The 20,143-nt window shown below is 60.9% G+C and carries 19 protein-coding genes; 4 read left to right on the top strand and 15 right to left on the bottom strand.

Features of this window, described 5'->3' with window-relative positions; translation table 11 throughout:
- Nucleotides 1-40 precede the first annotated feature (40 nt).
- Nucleotides 41-1,747, bottom strand: a complete 1,707-nt coding sequence (locus tag FNL14_RS11400; RefSeq protein ID WP_142060097.1) for an ATP-dependent endonuclease — start codon at nt 1,745-1,747, stop codon at nt 41-43.
- A gap of 630 nt (nt 1,748-2,377) precedes the next feature.
- Between FNL14_RS11400 and FNL14_RS11395 the strand changes: the two genes are divergently transcribed.
- Nucleotides 2,378-2,707 carry an Lsr2 family protein gene (locus FNL14_RS11395; RefSeq protein WP_142060095.1) on the top strand — a complete coding sequence of 110 codons (330 nt, stop codon included), beginning with the start codon at nt 2,378-2,380 and terminating at the stop codon, nt 2,705-2,707.
- A gap of 92 nt (nt 2,708-2,799) precedes the next feature.
- Here the strand turns inward: FNL14_RS11395 and FNL14_RS11390 are convergent, their stop codons facing one another.
- Genes FNL14_RS11390 through FNL14_RS11340 form a run of 11 tightly spaced genes read right to left on the bottom strand, consistent with a single transcriptional unit; the run spans nt 2,800 to nt 14,100 of the window.
- Nucleotides 2,800-3,237, bottom strand: a complete 438-nt coding sequence (locus tag FNL14_RS11390) for a DUF4913 domain-containing protein (RefSeq protein WP_142060093.1) — start codon at nt 3,235-3,237, stop codon at nt 2,800-2,802.
- Nucleotides 3,238-3,250: 13 nt separating this feature from the next.
- Nucleotides 3,251-5,020 (bottom strand): type IV secretory system conjugative DNA transfer family protein, encoded by a 1,770-nt coding sequence (locus FNL14_RS11385; protein WP_142060091.1) that lies wholly within the window; start codon nt 5,018-5,020, stop codon nt 3,251-3,253.
- Nucleotides 5,017-6,588 carry a helicase HerA domain-containing protein gene (locus tag FNL14_RS11380; RefSeq protein ID WP_255470801.1) on the bottom strand — a complete coding sequence of 524 codons (1,572 nt, stop codon included), beginning with the start codon at nt 6,586-6,588 and terminating at the stop codon, nt 5,017-5,019. The genes FNL14_RS11385 and FNL14_RS11380 overlap by 4 nt, the downstream gene beginning before the upstream one ends.
- Nucleotides 6,588-8,096 carry an SCO6880 family protein gene (locus FNL14_RS11375; protein WP_142060089.1) on the bottom strand — a complete coding sequence of 503 codons (1,509 nt, stop codon included), beginning with the start codon at nt 8,094-8,096 and terminating at the stop codon, nt 6,588-6,590. The genes FNL14_RS11380 and FNL14_RS11375 overlap by 1 nt, the downstream gene beginning before the upstream one ends.
- Nucleotides 8,083-9,339, bottom strand: coding sequence for a hypothetical protein (locus FNL14_RS11370; RefSeq protein ID WP_142060087.1), 1,257 nt, complete (start codon nt 9,337-9,339; stop codon nt 8,083-8,085). The genes FNL14_RS11375 and FNL14_RS11370 overlap by 14 nt, the downstream gene beginning before the upstream one ends.
- Nucleotides 9,336-10,076, bottom strand: coding sequence for a hypothetical protein (locus tag FNL14_RS11365; RefSeq protein ID WP_142060085.1), 741 nt, complete (start codon nt 10,074-10,076; stop codon nt 9,336-9,338). Before FNL14_RS11365 ends, FNL14_RS11370 begins: the two co-directional genes overlap by 4 nt.
- Before the next feature lie 26 nt (nt 10,077-10,102).
- Nucleotides 10,103-10,372 carry a hypothetical protein gene (locus tag FNL14_RS11360; protein WP_012623549.1) on the bottom strand — a complete coding sequence of 90 codons (270 nt, stop codon included), beginning with the start codon at nt 10,370-10,372 and terminating at the stop codon, nt 10,103-10,105.
- 11 nt (nt 10,373-10,383) lie between these two features.
- Entirely contained in the window at nt 10,384-10,986 is a 603-nt protein-coding gene (locus FNL14_RS11355; RefSeq protein ID WP_142060083.1) for a DUF6668 family protein, read from the bottom strand.
- Between the two features lie 34 nt (nt 10,987-11,020).
- On the bottom strand, nt 11,021-12,469 hold the full coding sequence (locus tag FNL14_RS11350) for a chromosome partitioning protein ParA (RefSeq protein WP_142060081.1): 1,449 nt from the start codon (nt 12,467-12,469) through the stop codon (nt 11,021-11,023).
- Nucleotides 12,470-12,508: 39 nt separating this feature from the next.
- Nucleotides 12,509-13,021, bottom strand: a complete 513-nt coding sequence (locus FNL14_RS11345) for a hypothetical protein (RefSeq protein WP_142060079.1) — start codon at nt 13,019-13,021, stop codon at nt 12,509-12,511.
- A complete protein-coding gene (locus FNL14_RS11340; RefSeq protein WP_142060078.1) occupies nt 13,021-14,100 on the bottom strand; it encodes a CHAP domain-containing protein in 1,080 nt (359 codons plus the stop codon). The genes FNL14_RS11345 and FNL14_RS11340 overlap by 1 nt, the downstream gene beginning before the upstream one ends.
- 194 nt (nt 14,101-14,294) lie before the next feature.
- On the opposite strand from FNL14_RS11340, the gene FNL14_RS23800 reads away from it, so the two are divergent.
- Nucleotides 14,295-14,645 (top strand): helix-turn-helix domain-containing protein, encoded by a 351-nt coding sequence (locus tag FNL14_RS23800; RefSeq protein ID WP_142060076.1) that lies wholly within the window; start codon nt 14,295-14,297, stop codon nt 14,643-14,645.
- A gap of 205 nt (nt 14,646-14,850) precedes the next feature.
- Here the strand turns inward: FNL14_RS23800 and FNL14_RS23620 are convergent, their stop codons facing one another.
- The 3 genes from FNL14_RS23620 to FNL14_RS11320 are packed head-to-tail and all read right to left on the bottom strand — an operon-like array spanning nt 14,851 to nt 16,818.
- The gene (locus FNL14_RS23620; protein ID WP_255470800.1) at nt 14,851-15,297 is read right to left on the bottom strand and encodes a hypothetical protein; all 447 of its coding nucleotides are present in this window, start codon (nt 15,295-15,297) and stop codon (nt 14,851-14,853) included.
- Entirely contained in the window at nt 15,279-15,803 is a 525-nt protein-coding gene (locus FNL14_RS11325; protein WP_142060074.1) for a hypothetical protein, read from the bottom strand. The genes FNL14_RS23620 and FNL14_RS11325 overlap by 19 nt, the downstream gene beginning before the upstream one ends.
- A 16-nt stretch (nt 15,804-15,819) precedes the next feature.
- Nucleotides 15,820-16,818, bottom strand: coding sequence for a hypothetical protein (locus FNL14_RS11320; protein WP_142060072.1), 999 nt, complete (start codon nt 16,816-16,818; stop codon nt 15,820-15,822).
- Between the two features lie 991 nt (nt 16,819-17,809).
- On the opposite strand from FNL14_RS11320, the gene FNL14_RS11315 reads away from it, so the two are divergent.
- Nucleotides 17,810-18,046 carry a hypothetical protein gene (locus tag FNL14_RS11315; protein WP_028272859.1) on the top strand — a complete coding sequence of 79 codons (237 nt, stop codon included), beginning with the start codon at nt 17,810-17,812 and terminating at the stop codon, nt 18,044-18,046.
- A 302-nt stretch (nt 18,047-18,348) separates the two neighbouring features.
- Nucleotides 18,349-20,091, top strand: coding sequence for a helix-turn-helix domain-containing protein (locus FNL14_RS11310; RefSeq protein ID WP_255470805.1), 1,743 nt, complete (start codon nt 18,349-18,351; stop codon nt 20,089-20,091).
- Nucleotides 20,092-20,143: the final 52 nt, after the last annotated feature.

Raw genomic sequence — 20,143 nt, 5'->3', positions numbered from 1 at the left:
CTACTCCGAGCTGGCGCAACTGTTAGTGTCACGGACAGCTCTACCGTGCAGCTAATTTTGCTTTGGTCGGGAGGTCTCTGCGAAGCAACTTGTACGAAGAAGGCAGATTCTTCGCCCCGAGTTTAGCCAGCACCGGGCCAACGACTTCCTGCTTCTTGATTTTATTCTGTCGCTGAGTCAGCAATTCCTCGGATGTCCGCTTGTCTGGATCGTGGATTTGGCAGATATCTGCCATTGTAGCGCGAGCCACCGGGGCAGCTACTAAGTCGATCTCCAACGACCAGCGGAAACAGTAGAAATTAGCAGAAGCCAGCATAGATGCCGCGCGAGAAGGATTGGTCCAGAAGTAATCAAGCAAGGCGATGCGTTCGGTTTCCTTAGGGATAATCTCCTTGATGAGGCAATCTCTTTTGAATTCCCTTCGGTACTGAGGGAATCCATGATTGTTGCGGCTGAGCTTTACCTCATCATTTTTATAGGGTAGGAAGTAGTCCTTATCCACAACGAATGCTGCTTCAATCTCCAAGCTCTTGAGCAAATGATAGACGAAATCGATATTGGTAACTCCGTCAAGCGGCAGTATCGTCATATTGAGTGCTTCAAGGTCCCCATGACCGTCGCTCATCAGATGGCGAACCACCATCGCGTCAACTGGGCTCTCCGTAACAACTACGAAGTCAGCAAAGAAAAACTCAGAGTTCCGTCGTCGGTGGAACTTATAGTACGACTCCCTGTTCATCCCGTTGGCCAAGAAGAAATCTTCCGGAAGTTGCGAGATTGTCATCTCAACATCGCGACGACTCGCCTGAGCCCGTCGGCAGAGGACTACTTGCTCATGATCCAGAGCGTCGATCATGGTCGAGGAGTGGGTCGTGAATAGGATTTGCAACCCCAGGCCTCTGAGATTCTTGAGGAGCTGCATCTGGGCCTGAGGATGAAGATTCTGTTCTGGCTCCTCAAACCCCAAAATGTAGGTGCTGTTTTCAAGTTCCGCCAAGTATGAGTACAACGCGAAAACTGCCATGCTCTGCGTTCCGCTACCACTATCGGCCAAGCGGACACTTTGGCTACCCTCGGTCACATGGAGCGTCAGGTCTCTCAGTAGAACTGAATAGTCTGGGGCCTCCTCGTATTTCAGGACATACTCAAAAGTTCCGTTGAGGGGCGTCTTTTTCCTCAGCTGTTTAACGAGGGTATCCAACGACTGGTTCTTGATGGCCTGTGTCAGACCCTTGATCTTGGGGGTGATGTGGTCTCGTTGACGCCCATGATTAACACTGGCTTCGATTACGCGTTCCATGAGTCCCTCTGGGCCCCAGCCAGCAACATGGTGGTCACGGCGCAATGGGATGAAGGCGTACGAGATGAAGCGGTGCAACTGTTCCTGAAAGTCCTGGGGGGCTTTCTGCCAGTCTCGATCCACGTAGATCTCCCACAACGGCTCCCTCTTGTATCTGAGCCTTGCACGAACAAGGTCACCACTCGGGGAAACCCGTGGAATAGGACACGCATCGGGCGTGTTTGAGAATGTCACGTCGATAATCGCTACTGCGGACGATCGGAAGACATGCTGGCCCGTCTCGAAAGCCTGGCGTTCATCTTCAAAGTTAAAAAAGGCGTTAAGAGCACGCAGGACAGAAGTTTTTCCTGAGCTGTTCTGTCCCACCAGAGCTAACTCATCACCAATACGAATATCGGCGCTGCGAATCGCCCTAAATCTATCGATTCTAAGTCTGGTCAGTTTCATTCGCTCCCCCACGCCACTTTGACTCACATCATCAGCAACAGGAAGAGTTCATCTTTTCCTGCTCTGATCGCCGTCCATAACTTACCGGAGGGTATCCCTGGACAGGGAACTCAAGTCGGCCGCGATGTCATGAAGGCGACTTTCAAGTCCAGTCGACCGGGTCGCCGGCGCTACCTGCCATACGAATTTCTGAGTTCTGCAGGTGGATGAATCAACCCCCGGCGACACAACGGAAGTTCCATCTTCTGTTCGATACCTCTCGATTTGAAAGCCTTAGTGTGACGAGACAGCAAGCAGCAGTCGGGAGCTGCGTTACACAACGGCCTGTAGCGGAATTGTCCAACGACCGTCTTGGACGGTGGGTTTCCCGCTGCCCACAACCGGGGACAATGCTGGTGGGTTACCCACCGCTACTGCTGCCGAGGGAGCTACCCCGATGGCTGCCGATTCCAGCCGTGGATAACCCGGATTGACCCCAGCTGTGTACTGCTCGCATCCCTCCTGCCTCGTTGTTGTTGCGTAACTCAGTTCGGGGACTAAAAGTATCTTCAACAACCAGCAGTGGCTCCACTGTGTCGGTGCCTTCTAATTAGGGAATCCGGTTGCTCAGCAGACTGATAGCCTTAATTCATGGCGAAAAAGACAGTCGTGCTGCTGGAAGATGATATTGACGGTTCGGAAGCTACCGAAACCTTATCTTTCGCCCTCGACGGCAGTGCATACGAAATTGACCTTAACGAGGGACACGCTAATGAACTGCGTGACGCCTTGGCGCGCTTTACCGAGGCCGGACGCAAAGTGGCCGGCGGCCGTGGCCGCCCCGCGACCCGTACCAAGTCCTCGCACGGGGGCCCGGATGCCAAAGCGGTACGCCTGTGGGCGGCCGAGAATGGCATTCAGGTCAACACTCGGGGCCGTATCCAGGCGGAGGTCGTAGAGAAGTACGAGGCCGCGCACTAAAGCCGGAAAAATAAGAATCAGGGCTGGAATCCAAATGGTTTCCAGCCCTGATTGTTGACAGGCGGGCGCAGATAGCGGTGCAGCTGCTTTTTTCAGGCAGGAATAGTCCGGACGTCCGGAAACCAGCCTGCGGGCGCCTTATTGGGTTCGAGGTGTTCGGGGTCGCGGTGTTCTTTCATATCGCAGTTGTAGAAGGGGCCTTGGGGGTCCAGTAGGACTTTCATGTGGTGGTCTGCGTGGTCGCGCCACCAGACGCTCATGCCGGTGGCAGGATCGAGGCGAAGATGCTCCCAGGCCCGCCACATGGCAGCTACGCGCGAGACGGCTTCCGGGTGGAAGTACCATTCGATGCACCACTTGGCGGACTTTCCGGTGACGCTGCGGACATATGTGGGTAGCAGCTGCTCATGAAGGAACTCCTCGGGCGAGCCGTAGACGAGCTCTGACTTCTTCTCGCTTCTCTCGTCTTCGCTTCCGCCGGCGCTGGCGGGCGGAGTGTCCGTATCGAACAGCCCAAAATCGTCTGTCATGGCAGCAGCTTCCTTACTTCGTGACCCACGGATTATCGACAGTTGCGGCCGCGACCGGCACCGCCTCTTCCTCGGGGCGGGGGCTGTAGGTCTTGATGGATGCTTCGACGGCTTCTTTGTGTGGGCCGGTGTACCAGGGCATGGTGCGTACGAGGGTGGCTGGGGCGCCCGAGGCGAGGATGACGGCGCGGCCGCGGTCGAGCTCGGCGAGGTTGGAAACGTCGAAGATCCGTTCCTTGGCTTCCTGGCGGGAGCGGCTGGAGCCGGATTTACCGGAGGAAATGGAGACGTTGGTGTAGCTGTAGTCACCGATGAGGTCGGAGAGCGCGCGGAGGTAGCCTTCTTCGGCGACGCCGCCGCCGTAGACCTTGACGTTCGCTGCGGACCAGATTTTCCGCATGTTCGCCTCGCCCCAGAGTTCGACGCCCTGCGACCAGGATTGCAGGATGCCCATGACGATCAGGCCTTTGGAGCCGTAGTGGCTGAACTGGTCAGGCAGGGAGGCCCAGCGGACGACGTTGGCCAGCTCGTCCAGGGCGAACAAAGCGGGTTTGGGCAGTCGGCCGCCGCTGCGCTCGGCGCGTTCCTCCATCGCCTCGGCGATGGCGACGGTCAGTGCGGTGGTGAGTGGGGCGGCTGATCCTGCGCCTTCTTTGGAGAGGATGTAGATGGTCTCCTGGGAGGCTGCGAAGGCATGCGGGTTGAACTGCCGGCGCGGATCACCGGCCACGCTTGCGCCGCCGGTCGGGGCGACCCAGCGGAGCGTGTTCCTGCTCTTGAGGCACTGGATCATTTTCTCGGCGGTGCCGAAGATACCGTCGCGCTGTTTGTCGGCCAGTTCCAGCGTTGACTCGAGTCCCTTGTACTGCAGCTCGTAGTCGTGCTGTTTGAGGATGTTGATAGGTTCACGGTTGACCTGCTCGGTCACCCAGAGGTACACCTGCGTGATCGGCAGACCACCGAGCGCGGCTGCGAGGAAGTACGAGGAGAGGATGTCTTCGGCCTTGGGGTCGAAGTAGGCGTCCGGCTTGGACCCGGGGACCCGGGAACCGACCGAGAAGTGCTGGGTGAGTTTGTAGGCTTTCTCTTCGTCTGTGACGTAGGACAGGGGGTTCCACCACCAGTCCGGTTCTTCCTGGGCGATCTTCTGCGGATCGAAGACCCACACCGGAGCCGTGTTCTCGCGGACGCCGCGGGTGCCGTCCACGACGTCACGTTTGTTCGACGTCGAGACAACGGCGCCGGGCGCGCCCAGGATCGCGGGCATCACCCGGGAGGTGGACTTACCCGTTCGGGGTCCCCAAATGTCGAGACTGAGGTCTTCCCAGGACTGAACGAACTTCTGGCCGGTGGAGACGACCTTGCCGACGACAATCCCGGGGTTGTCCTTGATACCGAGACGTTCGGCTTTGGCCTGTGCGCCTTTTTCGGAGAACGCGTCGAGGGCTTTGCCGCGGCCCAGGTAGCGGGCGGCCTTATCGACCCGGGCTCGCTTGGATGCCCCTTTCCTCCAGGCCACGAGCACGACGATGGCCAGCGCCAGGATCAGGCCGGCCATGACACAGACGACGATGGTGGACTGGGTGGGCCAAGGAACCCGGCCTTTGATGAGACCGGCGATCAGATCGATGGGGTGGGCCGGGGGCGCGGCGATGCCGGCCATCCAGGACCCAAGGTGAAGGGCAGCGTAGGTGCCGCCGCCGAAGACGACGATGGCGCCGATGGCCAGCCAGACCAGCAGGGCATCTTCGAGGCCCATGCCTTTGCGGTTCGGTGCGCTCACAGTGAGCCTCCTTCGGCTGGCAGTGCCGGTGCTGCCGGGTCCATCAGCGTTTTCGCCGGCGCGTGCCAGCGGGTATCGGTATCGTTCAGGCCGTCGTTCTTCTCGATCGAGGTCAGCCCGATCTGTACGGGGATGCCGGGCCGGCCGCCGACCTTGATCAGGAACTTCCCGCGGCCCGGGGGTTCGACGTCGAGGCCGCGTGAGTCCCAAGCGGGCGGGTCCTGCCAGGAGATGAGCTTTTGCTGCTCCTGCCGGGAGAGGGGAATCGCGGAGGTCAGCAGCGGCATTTCCGAGGCGGGCAGACCGCCGCAGATCACCATGCCGGAGCGTTCGACGAAGCCGCGGGCTTTCATCCGGTCCTCTTCCTCGGGCAGCGCGAGCAGGTCGGACATGGTGTGGGAGATCATGATCTGCCCAACACCGACGGAACGGTTCAGGCGGGTCAGGGCGTCAACCCGGTCGACCATTCCCTTGCCGGAGCGCAGCGCCCGCCACAGCTCGTCCAGGACCACAAAGTAGTTCCGCCGTGGCTCCAGCCCTGCGTCGGCGAGGGCGTTGGCGACGTTCACGGTACCGAAGCCGTAGGACCAGCAGGCCAGCAACACGGCGGCCTGCAGGTCGGTTTCGGTCTCGTCGATGCTGGAGACGTCGAAGACCACGGCGCGGTCCCGCTTCATCGGGTTAGTGGTCTGCCGAGAGAAGATTTCTCCCAGCTTCCCTCCCCCGGTCAGGCCCAACAGAGTTGCTTCCAGCGCCCGGGTCTCCCGCAGGTAGACGTTCATGTCGCCACGGTCCAATGCGACCTGCCGGAGTTCATCCGGGGCGGAGACGATAACGTCCAGCAGGTCCTTCAGGACCGGAATCCCGTCAAACCGGTCATCGAGGACCCGCAGCGCCCGGTCCAGGATGGTCTGTTCCTGATCGGTGGGCGGGTTGTTCCGACTGATAGTGATAAGTGAGACGACCATGTTCAGGCGCCGCCCGTGCGCGTCAGCGCGGACGCGGGTGGCCGCTTCATGGTGGCCGTGTTCCTCGAGGAGCTGGGCGACCTCCACGGCCTGGCCCGGGTCAAGGATGTTCAGGTAGCCGACACCGCGGCCGAGCTTGATGACCTGCCCGCCGAGAGCTTCGACGGCCTTGACGTGCTCGCCTTTCAAGTCCCCGAGAACCAGTGGATTGACGCCCTGGGCGGCAAGACCCAGGAACATGCGCCGAACCAAGGTGGACTTGCCCAGCCCGGGTTTGCCAAGGATAAAGGCGGAAGGGTTGGAGATGAGGCGGGCACGCTGGAACCAGCTGATCGGGTCGCAGCAGACCGTGGCCTGGGTTTCCTCATGACGGCCGAGCGGTACACCGATCATGGGCGAGGACGTACCGGAGGAGAACGGCCACAGTCCACAGACCTGGACTGTGGTTCCCCGATACTCCTTCACCGACGGGACGAGCTGCGCCATGCCGCCGCCGCGTCCGGCCCAGCCACGGGCACCCGGGCCAGCCTCCTTTGGAGTGCCTTTTGCCTTCTTTACTGGCTTTACTGTCATCGCTGTCAAAACGTCCTTGAGTGCCATTAGAGGGCATCCTTGATTTCGGAGGGCACCATGCTGTGCTTGGGCAACACCAGGCCCAGCGGCAGGGACGCCGCGAACGCGGTGTCCTGAGCACCGTAGGCGCGGCGCAGGAGCACCCTTGCAGTCCCGGAAGTCTGCTCGATGGCGGCCACGGCATCCGGCAACCGGTCCCTGTCGGTCACCGTGGCGGTGACAACCATGCCGAAGTTCACCAGGCCGGCACCACGGGCTTCTTCCTGAGCGGTCTGCACGGCGGAGCGGGCATCAACCAGGGCGCGTGCCGTGGGCCGCGTTCCGGAAGTGATGCGGACGTTGGCATTGTTCTGGTCCCGCTCAACCAAAGCGGCAGCCTTCGCCGAATCCATCGGACGGTAAAGCAGGGAGACGCGTTTGCGGTCAATGTCGCCGTGCGGGGCCAGCAGCCGGGACAGGACCGAGGAGTTCACGGACCCGCGGGGGGCTCCAGCCATGGTCCAGGAGACAGAGAACGCGGAATCGTGGCGGTAGCCGTCCCAGTTCGCCTGGGTGGCGGTGGGGCCGACCTCATCCCAGGTCAGGGCAACGGGGGAACCGGCGGCCTGGGCTTCATCAATGATCAGCGCAGCGGGAGGGTCATAGGCTATGCGGACGACTTCGCAGAGTTCCTGCGCGGACATCGGGCGGGCGATCCCGGCACCCGTGGACTGCAGCCTGGCGGAGAGGCCGGGGATCCGGGAGGCGAGGTCCCGGGCCACATCTTCGGGGGTGCGCTTCTTCGCCCCGGACCGCAGGGAGGCGTTGAAGGTCAGGCAAACCCAGGCGCGGACCGTTGCCGATCCCTCCGGGTAGGTGTCCACGACCTCGCGCAGGATCGCTTGGGCGAATTCCGGCGCCTTGGGGTCAATGTTCATTTCGACCTCGTTCCGGAGCCGGTACCCGGAGTCGGGAGCGGTCTCCACGGTGACGGCCGCGGCGTCCAGTCCTGCTTCGTCGGCAAGGCCGGCGAGCCAACCACCCCAGTTGGCGACCCATGCGTCAACCTGCTCAGGGTCCACCAGGGAGGCTCCGTCAGGTTCGGTGGAGAAGATGACGGTGAAGTGGCTGGTGGCCGGGACATGGAGCATGGCGAACGGGCGCTTGTAGGAGTCGACGAACTCGTACAGGGTGGACTTCGCGGCCAGTCCGGGGAGCTGGTACATGCCCCACTCGGTCACGCCCAAGGGTCCGGAGCGGTAGAGGTTTGTTCCGGAGGACCGGGAGAGCCGGAAGGCCATCCGGGTGCCGAAGCGGTCTACAGCGGACTGGCCGTGCTTGTCCTTGACCGTGAGCAACAGGGCGCTGGCCCCGGCGACGGCGAGGACAGCGAGGCCTGGGAACAGGCCCCAGATAGCGAACGTGGTGATGCCCAGCAACAGCCCGGCCATCACAATCCCGGTGCCAATGGCACCGAGGTTGCCCAAGCCGGCGGAGCGCGGTACGCGCCAGTTGCCGTAGGACGGTTCCTTGTATTCGGTGTTAATTGCTGCCACTGGGGCCCTCCCCGGTTGAATCCTGTGCGGTCTTTTCAATTGCCTGTGACGTCTTGGTAGCCACCTGTGCCCCGGCGGCCAGGGCCATGCCTGCCGGGCCAGCTGCTGCTGCCCCGCCGCCTGCCGCTGCTCCTGCTGTGCCAGCTTTGCCTGCGGTTGCAGCGCCAGCGGCTCCTCCCGGGCCGGTAACACCGGGGGTAGGCTGGCCTCCCCCGCGCCGGGGGCCGGGCGCTCCGTCACTGCCCTTTGGCGAAGAGCCGGCGTGAGTGCTGGGCGTGCTGGCTGTGGTGCTTGTTGTCGCGGGGGTTGGTGCGGCATGGCCTCGTCCGCCGCCGCCACGTCCCAGGGACACAGCACCGGTGGCCATGGCACCAACAGCAGCCCCTGCTGCGGCCCCGCTGCCCGAGGCAACGGCACCAACCATGGGTGTGACGAAGCGCATCAACGCCGGCAACGCGAACAAGGCAACAATCATCAACGTGAAGCCCGTGATGGACTTAACCAGCGCGTCGCGCTCCTCGCCGCTGCCCATGAGAAGGAACGCGACCGAGTACACAATGGCCGCCGCAGGCTTGTAGAGGATGAACGCGATCGTCCATCCAACTGCTTTCTGGAACCACTGCCTGCCCATCTCGGTGTTCGTGAACGCTGCAGTGGTGGGCAGGATGCCCGCCAGGATTACCAACATGCCGCTACGGACCACCATCAGGACGATCTGGACCAGCGAAGCAATCAGCCCGATCAAGCCCAGAATGATGAGGATAAATACCCCGACGCCCGTCTGGCCGGTCACGACGAGGATCTTCATCGACTCGGCGAATCCCTTGCCGTCCGAGGAACGCTCAATGATGGCGACAGAGAATGCGTCGGCTGCGATCACCAGAATCGAGATGACACCCAGACCCAAGCCGGACACCAACGTCAGGGTGAGCAGCGAACGGAGCAGGTCCTTTAGCGGCGCACCACGCTGCTCCCAGATCATCCGGATTCCGCCGAGGATCACTGCGAGTACCGCCAGAGCCAGCGTCCACGGCATTAGTTCGCTGTTGACGGCAGAAGCAACCGGGCTTGGAGTCGTCCCGTCCTCACTGGCCAGGTTCACCGTGGGCATTGAAACCCAGAAGGTAGACAGAGTCGTCACCATCTGGCTCATACCCTCCATGATGGCCTTGGCAAGATTCCCTATCGCATCATCTGTGATGCCCGCTATCCAATCTCCTGCCGGGTTCCATACGGGCTTCATGCTCCGCTCCATGGGATAAAGCCTGAGAGATCACGGACTTGGCGTGGTTCTTCCAGGGGTGCGCCGTTGTCGGCTACCACTCCTTTCCAGTCACCGTCCTGCCAAAGCAGGTTCGTCCTTACAGAAGCAAGGGCACCATTGTCTGCCTTGAATGCCAGTTCAACCACAGCCTGGGTAGATGTATACGAAACGTTGAACCCAGCTATCTGGATCTTCACGGACGAGGACGGGGTCGCGGTTTGCGGTGCCTTCATTCCTGCATCCCGGCCGATTCCCTTAGCCACAAGCTGTTCGGCGATGGCTCGTTCCTTGGAGGGATCGCTGCCCAGAGCCCAAAGATTCACCGCAGCATATAGTGCACCCGTGGGTGTATGGGCGAAGCAGGACCGGATGCCCTGATCATCGGTCTTCCCTGGACCAACCTTGGGATCAGTTGGGGCAGCCATGGTTCCTACGAGTTCCCACGTCGTCTCCGGCGCAGCGCCCAAAGCGGTTTCCGAAGACGAGGGGAGCCCGCAGACACTTGCCTCAGCACCAGCCGAAGCGCTGGGGGTGGCTGCTACCGACCCGGTAGGCTCCCCCGACGGAGGGGCCGGCTGCGCGTTGCCCTGTCCCTTGGGGAGAAGGAAGATCACGATGGTTGCTGCGATCAGCGCGACCACCAGCGCGGCCGCAATGATGAAACCGGGTTTCGTGAACGGATTGCTTTCGGTGGTGCTCTCTGTTGACTGGCTCATGCGAACCTCCCGTTGTTGGTGCTGGCTTAGACGAAGGCGCGGACGATGCCGGCGGCACCGGTGATGATGATGCAGCCCAGGAGAACCCAACCGAGCTTGCCGATGGCTTGTGCGCCTTCGCCGCGCTGGAGCTGGATGACCATACCGATGCCGACGATGATCACGCCGAGAACGCCGAGGACCAGGCCGATGCCGGAGGCCCAGTTCAGGACCAGGAGCAACCCGTCTGCCTCTGCCGGGATGGTCGGAGTGGGGTTGGGGATGACACCGGTTGCAAGTGCGGAGAAGTAGTTCATGGTGAGACCTTTCAGTTGGTGGTTGATTTGGTTTCGTCGGCCAGCGCGGCCACGTCAGTGATGAGGCGTTGATATTCGCGGGACGGCGGTGTTGTGGTGTCCCCGTGCCGCCATGCTTCTACCCAAGGCAGGGTCCAGAGCCGGGGCGCTCCCCCACCAACGATGGCGGTGAAATCCCGGAGAGCTTTGGGAGTCTTCCCTGGCGCATCCGCAAGGACGGTGAGGCCGAGCAGCTCAACTTTCGGGGCGGCTCCTGATGCCCATTGGGTCAGCGCACTTCTGGCGGCTGTCAGGCCGCGCATGTCTGCGCGGCAGACCAGCAAGGCCCGTGGTTTGCTTCCGTTCTGGAGGACTGGCCAGCAGTGACCTGTGGCGCGTGCATCGAGGAGGTCCGCGATTCTGCTCTCGCCGGCTCCCCCGTGAGCGCCGATGACCCACAACGCGGCGGAACCGGCCATGGTGCGGCTGGCCAGTCGGTCCGCTGCGTCGGGTTCGACCATGCCCTTGAGTGGGGCACTGATAACTGCCGCCGGGGGCAGGGACGTGTCCAGTGTTTCCTCCTCCGGCATTTCTGTGCCGGGGCTGGTAATCCAGGGGTTCAGGGACTGTTGCATGGTTCCTCCTTTCTGAAGTCAGTTCATGGGTGGTTTAGAAGCCTTTGGCGACGGCGGCTGCGGCCGCCAGCCATGCCCGCTGGGTGGCGGGCTGAAGGGCTTCATAGCGGATGGGGCCGTTGACCAGGGCAGGGTCGTAGGGAATCCTCACGACGGCCCGGACGAACGGTTCGAAGCCGTCCGCGATTCGCTGGGCCTCGTCTCTGGCCCGCTTCAGGGCATCCCCGGACATGGCCCGCTTGGCGTCGGTGGATTCAGATACGATCACGACGGCGTTGCGGGCCAACTCGGCGTCATGGCCACCTCGGGATTCGAGGGTCTGCAGCGTCAACCGGGCGGCTTCGGCGCGGTCCTCAATGGCCGTCACCGGCACGACGAGCTGGTTCGTGTGGTGAATCATCCTGCGCCAGTTCGCTGCCCGTGCGGTGTTCCCCGAGTCCATGACCACCAGCCGGTAGTACCTGGTGAGGACCTGGTGGGCGATGTCCACTTCCTCAGCGGTGACCTCGTGGTCACCTTCTTCGTTCTCGTCTGAGCGCAGGACATCGAATTTGTCTGCGGTCTGGTGGTGGACGAACTTGGCGATTTCCGCGGCGTTCGTTGACGGGGAGAGCAGTTCGGTTGAGGAGTCGATCAGGTCCAGGACGCTCCGGTCGTGGGCGCCCTTTTCGGTTCGCCAGCCCAGGGTGCCTTGGGATTCGTTGTTGTCCCAGGCGACGGTCGCGGCCCCGCTGTAGCGGGCGAGGATGGCCGAGAGCATGACGACCGTTGGCGTCTTGTTCGCGCCGCCCTTGCGGTTGACCACGGCAATGGTCCGGGGGCCGGGCCAGTGCTGGCTGACCGTGCGGATATCTTCTCGCTCGGAGAGTTCTTCGGTGGACGGGTCCATCCTGAGGCCAAGGCGGGTGAGCACACCCCGCCACCCCTGTGTGGCCGGTTCCAGGACCGGGGCGCTGACCAGGAATGAGGTTTCCTTCAGGCTGCGGCGGGTCGGCGGTGCTTCCTCCATGGCAACTGCCGGCGCTGGCGTCGTCTCTGACACGACAGGATTAGGCGGCCACGGTTGGCGGTCCACCGCGGCGACGGCGGCAGCCGTGGGCTCTGCCGGAGCTTCCACATACTCAGGCGCGGGAGCCGGGGTTTCAATGACTGCGGGAACTGACGTCTCGGGTGTGGGTTCCGGTGTTTCTGTCCGGCGGCGGGTGGGGCGTGTCTCGTAGGAGACGGATTCGATCGTGTTGTCCGGGTGAACGATCAGTTCACCGTGTCCTTCGGGATCCTCGATTTGGACTCTGACGGGGCGGTTCAATGTCTGGGCCTCGCCCATGACGAGTGCAAGGGCGTTGTTGCGAAGATCCTGCAGGGATTCCCCCGCAGGGACGATGCGGGAGTTACCGGCGACGACGACCTCGGCGGTTCCGTTGTCACGGACGATGGCTCTGATGTTTGGAAAGGCCAGGACCTCGGTTGATGTGGTGCTCATGGGCTTCTTCCTTACGTGTGGGTTGGGGAGTTCCGGCGCTTAGGACGAGGGTGGTGTGAAGCGGTTGACCTTCCACGGGGCTTCCTTGCTCGTGCGGAGTAGCTGGAGCGTGTAGGTTCCGGCGTCGGTGGGCATAGCTGCCACGACGCCGTAGCCGTTGGCTTCATCTACGCTCAGCGTGGCCGGGCCGGTGACGCGGCCTGCGGGAATGTTGGCCGGGTCCACGGCCGAGTAGTCGGCAGTGGCCTGCGGGGTCAGCCAGCGGGCAAGATCGTTGGCCCACTGCCTTTCCTCCACGCCAGGGCGGGCAAAGTCGGCCATGGCCTGCTCCGCAACATCGATAGCGGCGGCCTTACTGGCCTCATCCCAGGTGATGCCGATAGTGGCCGGCACCGTGCCCCCTGGGGCCTGCGGGCCGCTGCTGACGCTCAACGAAACGGGCGCAGAAGGCGTTACTGCCGCGGTTTCAGCCGGTGCAGGCGTCGTGTTCGCTGCCGGTGCGCACGCGGCGCACAGCAAGGCCACAGCGATCAGGGCCAGGGGCTTCTTCATTACTTCTCCTCTTGGGTGGGCAGGTACAGGAACGCTGACGGGACATCGCTGCTGACAGTGCGGGTGTAGTAGTTGTGGTCATCCGGAGGCGGGTTGCCGTTGTAGCCCTCTTCGACGTAGGTCCCGTCGTCCTTGACTTCCTTCACCACGGCGACGTGACCGAACGTCGGGTCCGCTCCCCCGGCCCCGGGCGCGTACCAGACGACCGCCCCAACCCGGGGGACGGAACCGGTGGGCCAGCCCTTGGCGTCCCAGCCGGCCTTCCACGTCAGCGCCGAGCCCAAGCGTTGGCCGTCGGGGCGGAAAGTGCCGTTGAGGAACTTGAACGGTTCCCCGGTGGACCCCATCTGCTGGTTCACCCGCCACAGAGCGAAGTCCACGCACTCCCGGTAGTAAAAGTTCAGCGGCGAAGTGCTGGCGTCGTTGGCTCCGACCTGAACCCATGTCGGAGAGTCCTTCCACGGGTAGTCGTCCCCGGCACCGGACTTCCCCGGAATGGCGCAGTCGCTGCCTTCCAGTGAGATCTTGCCGTCCGAGAGCGCCTGGACGATCTTGACGGCCTCGGGCCAGTACTTCTGGTAGTGGTACGGGTCTGCGTTGCGCTGGACCCTGTTGCCGGCAAGGGTCGGCTCTAGCGACTCCCAGCCCTCGACCTTTTGCAGGGCCTTGATGAAGTTCGTGGCGCTAGTGGTCGGATTCATGCGGTCGGCGTAGGAGCCCCACGCGCCGTTGTCGCGCTGCTGAAACAACCCACGCGAGTCAGGGCCTGGTCCGTCGCCGTAGTCAAGGACACGCAGCCCCGACTCCCCCAGGGAAACCATGACGCTGATCATCTGGCCCTTCACGGACAGTTCCAGCCCCTTGCCGGCACCCATGATCGCAGCGGCGTTCTTCAGCTGCTCCTCGGAGTAGCCGGCGACCTTGGTGCCAGCGGCGATGACGGCAGAGACGGCGGCTGGACCGCACGTCGCGGCAGCAGGCTTCGCGGGGGCGAGCAGCACGAGCATGCTTAGTATCAGGCCCAAAAACAGTACAGGGGTAACGGCTAGGGTAACCAGAGCAAATGACCTGCCTCGCATCAGCGCAGACCCTCGTCTGGTCCGACTAACAAGAGGCCACTGACGTCCGTTTTCGTCGCCAGATCAGTGGTGGAAGCACAAAAGGCATCGGAGATGAGGTAAAGACGCTGCGGGCAGCTGTCTTCACGACTCCATCTAAAGAGAGCCGCGGCACGGACTCTTTTATTTAGCAATAGAGTGCGGTATGGATAGACATGATGAATCTGTGGAAAGTCGGGCAGTATAGACGCATGCCCCGACTGATCCGACCGAATCTTCCTCCAGATGTCGAAGCCGCAGTGAGATTCATCGGCAACAGGGCTCGAGCGAACGTCTTGAGGCAATTGGCCATTCTGGGTCCCTCGACGATCGGGCAACTCCAGGCCGAGCTGGACATAGGCAGACCGAGCCTGAACCGGCATCTGGAAGCTCTTGAAGATGATGGTTTGATCGAAACTGATCCTCCACGCGGTGTGCGCCAAGGCCGGGATGTCACTTATGCGGTGCAAGCAAGAAGGATTCGAAGTCTCGCGCGCACGTACCTCGACTACGTGGAGGGACATTAGGGCTGACGCCTTGGGAAGCGTCGAGAGACCTTCTCTGCTCCTGCTGATCATGCCTCAACCACCGGTTCATCGTTTCGTTCACTTGCTGGCTTTCGCTCAGAACCACGCATGCGTCACGCATGAGTGACTACACAAACGACGATAGCAGTGTGACGAAGCTTGTCAAACCACGCTGAGGGCTACTAGAAGGAGAGCCGTGCGGTGGCTAGACGCCCTCATCCAGGATCTTGGCGATGGCCTTCAGTGTTTCGGGATCAACTGGGCCCAGTGCGCGGGTGGCAAAATTGCGAACCTCGGCACGCCTCATGCTTCGAATGAGTTCCAACTCCGCCTCGACTCGTTCCGGAAGTTTGCCGCCTTCCTGGAGGAGGTATTCGGGATCCACGTCGAATACAGCGGCTATTGCCCGTAGGGCTTCGTCAGGAACAACTTGTTCCTTCCCTGCCTTCAGGAGTGTCCATCGAGTCCGAGACAGATAGTAGCCGGCTTTTTGGGCTCCATCGCGAATGGCTGGATAGTCGAAGGGCTTGCCAGTCTCAGAGACGAGCACGTCCAGTAGGAGATTGATCTTCCGCGCGAGCGTTTCCGCCCGCAAGGCCGCGGCCGCGCGCTGCGGCGAAAGATCGAAATCACTCAACTGATCCAGCTCCAATTTTTAGTTCCAACGAAACAGCCATAAGTGATGATGCCTAACAATGCCCCTGACACTGCCTCTCGCCAAGTATGCTCCCGCAGTGCCGTTCGGCTCAGCATCATCATCGGTGATAGTACCAACAGCCAGATAAAAACCGATCCGTATACATCAGTCACCCAAAGTGCGGCGAATGTCGTGACTGATACGTGAGCTGATGCGTTCATCCAACGTCTAGCCAGTGCCAGTAGGCCATTTCCTGCGACCAGGCTCAGAACTGTCGCAGGAACCGGGGTCGGCACACTGAGTAGAACGCAAGCTAATGCTCCGGCAATAGTGAGTGTTGTAACAGCCACCGTTCGCCCACTGCTGGGCAAACCGAACTTGCGAGCGATCACGGCAAATTTCTTGTACACCAATCCCGGAAGAATGACAATGCCGACGGCTAAGACCGCAACGCACCAGAAGCCCAAGCTGGCTTCGATACCTGCCAAAACAATGACGACAAGAAGGAGGCCGGCTGGCATAAGTAGTTTGGAAAAGCTACCCGCCAGCGGAAGAAGTGTGATGGGTGCGGTTCGGGCCGTTGTGTGCAAGTCTCGCCTCAATTTTTTCTAGTACCTCAACGTCATCAGCCGACAAAAGCTCCGGATTCTCAATGCGAATATCGTCGACAAAAATCACCCAGCGGTAGAGCTGATCTTCAGAAAAGCGCCGCAGGCTTAGCGCTGCAGCCTCGCGCGCGCGTTCGCCAGCATCGGTTTGAAGAAGCCTCTCCACAATTGGCTGAAGGCTAACCAGCGCCTCCCGACGCCCCTTCCAGTCACTCCATTGTTGTGAGCTTCGGCTGAACGCAGGAAGTGCGAATCCAACGGCAAAACCGAGCAGAGTAACAGCGATCAACCCGCGATAGACCAGATAGGCCACTTCCGAAGACTGGCTCTCCATTCCCTGGGCTTCTTGAATCACCAGATGCAGTTTGGTAACAACTGCCATGACTCCGGACAAGCAAGCACCTGCGATGATGTCGAAGCCAATACGGAACGCAACCGTTTCCTCTGCTCGATTCCTTCGCACACATTCGTACCCGGTGTAGGCGGTGATGATGCCAATCCAGGCGAAGAAGAGGCCCTGGTACAGGGCAATAGCGGGAATACCAGCAAATACGTCCGTGAAGTTGGTTGCTGGTCCAGGTGTCGGTGTTGAAAACAATAGGGCTGCCTGAGCGCCCGCCAAGCCAAGGCCGACCGTAACCAGAAGACGCCACCTCACGGTGGATGCATTGGTGGCGGCCACAACCAGCCTACTCAGTTCCGTCATGCCAAGACCCAAGACCACATGGACGACGAGATTGAGCAGATTCCGGTCACCAATCCAGGCATCAACGGTTAGGTAGACGGGATCTATATTCAGCGTTGTGCCTATCGACACGAGGAGCATTGCCCTGAGAATGCCCTGTTTCCAGCCGAATCTTAACCCTGCAATCCGTACCAAGACGACGGACCAGAGGATCAGAGCTGGCAGTAGCTGTATGAGCCTCATTCAAAGATCTTCTCGAAGTCACTGGCTGGCACTGACGGCTTTTCCCGCGTAGCGGATGAAAGCAAGTAGGCAACTTCCTCGGCGGCCTTTTCCATGTCACTCCACTGTGGCGATCGCGCAAGCATGCGTTTGAGGCCTTGTGTCTGGCCGACATGATGGAAAACGGATGACATAGAGGCGGCCAGCCCTTCACAGCCTTGGTGCCGAAGAAGGATATGGCCGAACTCGTGGCAGATCACATGCATCCGGTGTAACTCTGAGAGGCCGCTCCGAACGAGCACGAGTGAGCGATTGGCAGACTCAACCCAAAGCCCTGACACTCCAGACAGCCCGTGACCAGGAACCTCGCGAATAGATATCGGCTTGCCGTGGGCTGAAGATACGGCTTGCAGAAGGGTTTCGAAGGTTACGTGCCTTGGTAGAGCGAGCATGGAGACGGCATTCCGAGGTGTTATGCGACGGCTCCCGGTAGCGCTGTGCCCAATCATGATCGGTGACATTTTCTCCTAAACTGACGAAAACGCACGCATGCGTCACTCGTGCGTCACGCATGTGTGACTAGACTATGTTCTATCGGTGCTCCCCCAAGTTCCTACTAAAAGATGGCATGAAGGGTAGCTCTAGCATCAAATCGGCAGGGCTGCCTGTCATAGGAGAGGACGAAGTTGGTGTGCTGAACACGTTGAGAGGACTGAAGGGCTTGGGCCGGCGCGTAACCGATCGTCAACCTTGGGCCAGACCAGTCACTGCCCCACCCCTAACTGCTGAGTGGTTGCTGTTGGAAAACCAGTCCCCGTCCGAGTCCAAGATCGAGCTCAAAGTCACAAACGCGACACGCTACCGTTTTCTGAAAACAAATCCCCGTGCCGTCAATTGCCCAGTGATAGCTTCAGAGCAGTCGCAATGACAACCCGGTCAGTTTGCGCGGCAGGCAATACAACGATGAAGCTGTAACCGCTCTAGCGGGGACAAAATTCAAAGGACACAGCACATGACGGCAGTAGCAGTAAATCGAGGCGGCGGGCGCCCCAGTAAAGGCCTGCGTAAGTTCATTGGTTTTCGCACACAGGAACACACCGCTGACGGGATCGCCAAGGTGGCCGCCCACAAGGGTCTAACCGTCACTGAATACGTTCTGTCCGTTGTAGAGCCAAAGCTGCAAGAGGATCTGGCCGCACTCGACCAGGATGACTACCAGCAGGAGCTGCCCATCCGCATCGCCTCATAACAAAAAAGAAGGCCCGCACAAGGCGGGCCTTCGAAGCTTGAGACTTACCCTCTGGATTGCTTGCCGGCGGATCAGATTGTAAGTCGTGGAGAGCCTGGACAGGCCATCCTTTGTGTTGCTATGAAACCGATCTGGCAGGATCGGCCCTTTTTCGTACCTCAATCCCCGAAAGGATTACCCACATCGTACATCAGCACGTCTCCGTGCTGCCAGCACGCCCCGCTGTTGGCGTGTCAACGCAGCCAGACGACCCTGCAACCGTTTGGGCAGCTCTAGCTCCCTTACTAGCCGGCCAGCCCAGAATGCGCCTCTCTCGTGATGCAGGTAAAACGTACCCGCAGAAGCACGAACGGAACCTGACCGAAGCACTCCCCTCGCTGCCCGCGGCCGTGAAAATTTTCGGTAAGGACGGAACCTGCGCGGCAATCTTTCTCGACTTTGACTCCTCAGTAGCCGGACTCGATTGGGTACAGGCCGACGTCCGAGCGGTCCAGTCCTGGCTGCACTCGGTTGGGGCCCGCTGGATTGAGGACTACTCCCCCAACGGCGGTCGCCACGTCTACATCCCCCTCGTACGGCGGGTCACCTTTTCAGAAGCACGTGACCTCGTCGAGGCACTGGGCACCCGCTACCGGACCCTGGATAAAACCCCGCACCAGAACCTGCTTCATGGGTGCATGCGAACCCCCGGTTCGCCGCACAAACGCGGCGGGCACCAGGAACTGGCAATGAGCCTGTCGGTGGCCTACGACATCGCCCGCCGTCCCAACAGGGCCACGGTCTGGGATGCCATGACCAAGGACCTGGCTGCAGAGATCAAGGCGGTTCGGGCGCTGCGCCAGGAAGAAACCTTTACGCCTGCCACCTCGGATGCACCCATAATCGACCAGCCGGTCGGGCGCATGTCCCGCGCGATGCAGGTGCTAGCCCAGACCGGGATGTACGACACCAATCGCTACGCCTCTGACTCCGAGGCCCGTCAGGCGGTCATCCTCAGTGCCGCGGCTGCCGGCTTGAAGCTGCTGGATGTGGAACGTCGGATTCTGCAGGGAACCTGGCCTGGACTTGCCTCTTTCTACGCCCGCTACGCAGCCCGCCACCGCCTCCCGTCACTTCGCAGGGACTGGTCGAACGCCCTCAGCTACCTCAGTAAAAATCAGGCAAAAGGAACCGAGAAAAACAGTGTCCGCAGATCCCCCACAAGCCAGCCAATTACACAGGGGGCAGGGATAAAGGGATCTTCTTCAATTTCGAATCCCGATGCAGAGCATCGGTACATCCGGACGTGGCGCAATGCGCTTAGGATCCGGGAGGTGAACTACCAGCAAATCAGGACCGGGATGGGGCGACGAATGGTGCTCAGGGCGCTGGGGGAGGCAGCCCACATGACAGGGTCCCGCTTTGTTGAATTCGGGGTCCGTTCCATTGCCGTGGCTACAGGTCTTGATCACACGACTGTTGGGCTGCATCTGAGGCATCTGCGTGAGGAGAAGGACCCCCTAATCACCCTCGTTGAAGAAGCCAGGGGAACTAAAGGCGATCTCTACATGCTGACCGTTCCCGAAGAGCTGAGACGTGTTGCCGAGGATGCTACTTGGCAGAAAGGGAAAATCCACGCGCTGCGGCCTGTATTCCGGGAACTGGGGCTACCGGCCGCGTTCGTTTACGAAGCGCTGGAGCACTCCCCCGGGATGCCCATTGCCGAGATTGTGCGGGTGGCCAGGCTTTCCAGATCCGCAGTGCACGAAGCCTTGGAAGTCCTCGCTGCATGGAACCTGGCTGTCCGCAGTCCTAGCCGGGCCTGGTCAGTTGTGGCCGGGACATCACTGAAACAGCTGGCCGAACAATTCGGGGTCCTCGAAGCGGTGGCAGCCCAGTTACAGCGCTACCGCAATGACCGGATCATTTGGCGGGAATGGCTCGCCAAAAACGTCAATACGGTCCCGGAGCTGCTCTCCCCCGACGAAGACTATCCCTGGGAAATGTTCGAGGGGCCACCCGATGAATGGTTGCTGTCCGACATGGCCTTCAACAGAACAGGATGAGGGTCAGCGCCAAAGGCCTGTCAGTTGTGACCTGTGCCCGGACTGTACACGG

This window comes from Pseudarthrobacter sp. B4EP4b (assembly GCF_006680095.1).
Lineage (GTDB): Bacteria > Actinomycetota > Actinomycetes > Actinomycetales > Micrococcaceae > Arthrobacter.
The sequence above is the reverse complement of the archived record's forward strand: the minus strand, read 5'-3'. Positions and strand labels throughout refer to the sequence as shown.

What these genes read in the sequence shown, in the direction of transcription:
- FNL14_RS11345 (WP_142060079.1), bottom strand. Translation starts at nt 13,021, where the DNA reads ATGAAGAAGCCCCTGGCCCTGATCGCTGTGGCCTTGCTGTGCGCCGCG.
- FNL14_RS11320 (WP_142060072.1), bottom strand. Translation starts at nt 16,818, where the DNA reads ATGAGGCTCATACAGCTACTGCCAGCTCTGATCCTCTGGTCCGTCGTC.
- FNL14_RS23800 (WP_142060076.1), top strand. Translation starts at nt 14,295, where the DNA reads ATGATGAATCTGTGGAAAGTCGGGCAGTATAGACGCATGCCCCGACTG.
- FNL14_RS11350 (WP_142060081.1), bottom strand. Translation starts at nt 12,469, where the DNA reads ATGAGCACCACATCAACCGAGGTCCTGGCCTTTCCAAACATCAGAGCC.
- FNL14_RS11325 (WP_142060074.1), bottom strand. Translation starts at nt 15,803, where the DNA reads ATGCCAGCCGGCCTCCTTCTTGTCGTCATTGTTTTGGCAGGTATCGAA.
- FNL14_RS11365 (WP_142060085.1), bottom strand. Translation starts at nt 10,076, where the DNA reads ATGAGCCAGTCAACAGAGAGCACCACCGAAAGCAATCCGTTCACGAAA.
- FNL14_RS11315 (WP_028272859.1), top strand. Translation starts at nt 17,810, where the DNA reads ATGACGGCAGTAGCAGTAAATCGAGGCGGCGGGCGCCCCAGTAAAGGC.
- FNL14_RS11355 (WP_142060083.1), bottom strand. Translation starts at nt 10,986, where the DNA reads ATGCAACAGTCCCTGAACCCCTGGATTACCAGCCCCGGCACAGAAATG.
- FNL14_RS11340 (WP_142060078.1), bottom strand. Translation starts at nt 14,100, where the DNA reads ATGCGAGGCAGGTCATTTGCTCTGGTTACCCTAGCCGTTACCCCTGTA.
- FNL14_RS11390 (WP_142060093.1), bottom strand. Translation starts at nt 3,237, where the DNA reads ATGACAGACGATTTTGGGCTGTTCGATACGGACACTCCGCCCGCCAGC.
- FNL14_RS11400 (WP_142060097.1), bottom strand. Translation starts at nt 1,747, where the DNA reads ATGAAACTGACCAGACTTAGAATCGATAGATTTAGGGCGATTCGCAGC.
- FNL14_RS11395 (WP_142060095.1), top strand. Translation starts at nt 2,378, where the DNA reads ATGGCGAAAAAGACAGTCGTGCTGCTGGAAGATGATATTGACGGTTCG.
- FNL14_RS11360 (WP_012623549.1), bottom strand. Translation starts at nt 10,372, where the DNA reads ATGAACTACTTCTCCGCACTTGCAACCGGTGTCATCCCCAACCCCACT.
- FNL14_RS11310 (WP_255470805.1), top strand. Translation starts at nt 18,349, where the DNA reads ATGCGCCTCTCTCGTGATGCAGGTAAAACGTACCCGCAGAAGCACGAA.
- FNL14_RS11380 (WP_255470801.1), bottom strand. Translation starts at nt 6,588, where the DNA reads ATGGCACTCAAGGACGTTTTGACAGCGATGACAGTAAAGCCAGTAAAG.
- FNL14_RS11370 (WP_142060087.1), bottom strand. Translation starts at nt 9,339, where the DNA reads ATGAAGCCCGTATGGAACCCGGCAGGAGATTGGATAGCGGGCATCACA.